We start from the raw sequence: 1,434 nt of genomic DNA, 5'->3' as shown, positions 1-1,434 counted from the left end.
GAAGTTTCCATCGAGAAGTGACCCGTGTCTGAACCCACCCCTGGCTTTTTGGTCGGGGGGTCATGGAGTGATCGACATGGCGTTATTGAGTGTCATTCGGCGCTGGGCGTTCCGAGAAGGGATGCCGATCCGGGAGATTTCGCGACGTACAGGATTGTCGCGCAACACGATCCGCAAGTACCTGCGGTCGGATGAGAAGGAGCCGCTCTACCGAGTGCCGGAGCGGCCCAGCAAGTCGGACCCGTTCGCCGCGAAGCTGTCGGGCTGGCTGAAGACGGAGGCGAGTAGGTCACGCAAGCAGCGGCGCACGGCGCGGCAGATGCACACCGATCTGGTTCTTCTGGGCTATGACGGCTCCTACGGTCGGGTCGCAGCTTTCATCCGCAGTTGGAAAGAAGACCGGCAGATCCAGCAGCAGACCACGGGACGAGGAACGTTCGTTCCTCTAGTCTTCGCGCCAGGGGAGGCGTTCCAATTCGACTGGAGTGAGGACTGGGCGGTTCTCGGGGGCGAGCGCGTCAAGCTCCAGGTCGCTCACACCAAGCTGTCGCATAGTCGGGTCTTCGTCGTGCGGGCGTACCCGCTTCAGACCCACGAGATGTTGTTCGACGCGCACTTCCATGCCTTCCGCGTGCTGGGCGGCATCCCGGGACGTGGCATCTACGACAACATGAAGACCGCCGTAGATCGGGTGGGCTCTGGCAAGGCTCGGCAGGTAAATGGGCGCTTCGCCGCTATGGCAAGCCACTATCTGTTCGACACAACTTTCTGCAATCCCGCATCGGGCTGGGAGAAGGGTCAGGTCGAGAAGAACGTCCAGGATGCGCGTCGTCGGCTATGGCAACCGTTACCCAGCTTCGCCGATCTCGACGGGCTGAACGCCTGGCTCGAGACGCGCTGCATTGCGGCTTGGAAGGAGATCCCGCATGGGGAGCTTCCCGGCACGCTTGCGGATGCGTGGACCAATGAGGTGCCGAGCCTGATGCCGCTTGGCCGTCCCTTCGACGGCTTCGTCGAGCACACCAAGCGGGTCTCGCCGACCTGCCTCGTGCACTTCGAGCGCAACCGCTATTCGGTTCCGGCCTCTCTTGCCAACCGTCCCGTGAGCCTGCGGATCTACCCGCAGCGCATCGTTGTGGCCGCGGAAGGCCGGATCCTGTGCGAGCATCCCCGGGTCATCGCGCGCTCGCATACCATGGCCGGGCGCACGGTCTACGACTGGCGCCACTACCTGGCCGTCATCCAGCGCAAGCCGGGCGCCCTGCGCAACGGGGCTCCCTTCGCCGAGATGCCGGACGCGTTCCGGCGGCTGCAAGGTCACCTCCTCAAGCATCCTGGCGGCGATCGGGAGATGGTGGAGATTCTGGCACTCGTGCTGCATCATGACGAGCAGGCCGTTCTCTGCGCGGTCGAACTGGCGCTCGACGGCGGCGT

General features: G+C 64.0%; 1 protein-coding gene. It reads left to right on the top strand.

Features of this window, described 5'->3' with window-relative positions; translation table 11 throughout:
* Positions 1 to 76: 76 nt before the first annotated feature.
* Positions 77 to 1,434: IS21 family transposase (gene istA, locus FV222_RS25995; protein WP_147816004.1), on the top strand; the 1,358-nt coding region annotated here is incomplete at its 3' end.

This window comes from Methylobacterium sp. WL103, assembly GCF_008039885.1.
GTDB classification, from domain to species: Bacteria; Pseudomonadota; Alphaproteobacteria; order Rhizobiales; family Beijerinckiaceae; genus Methylobacterium; species Methylobacterium cerastii.
Note: the sequence above shows the minus strand (reverse complement) of the source record. Positions and strands in the feature narration are given on the sequence as shown.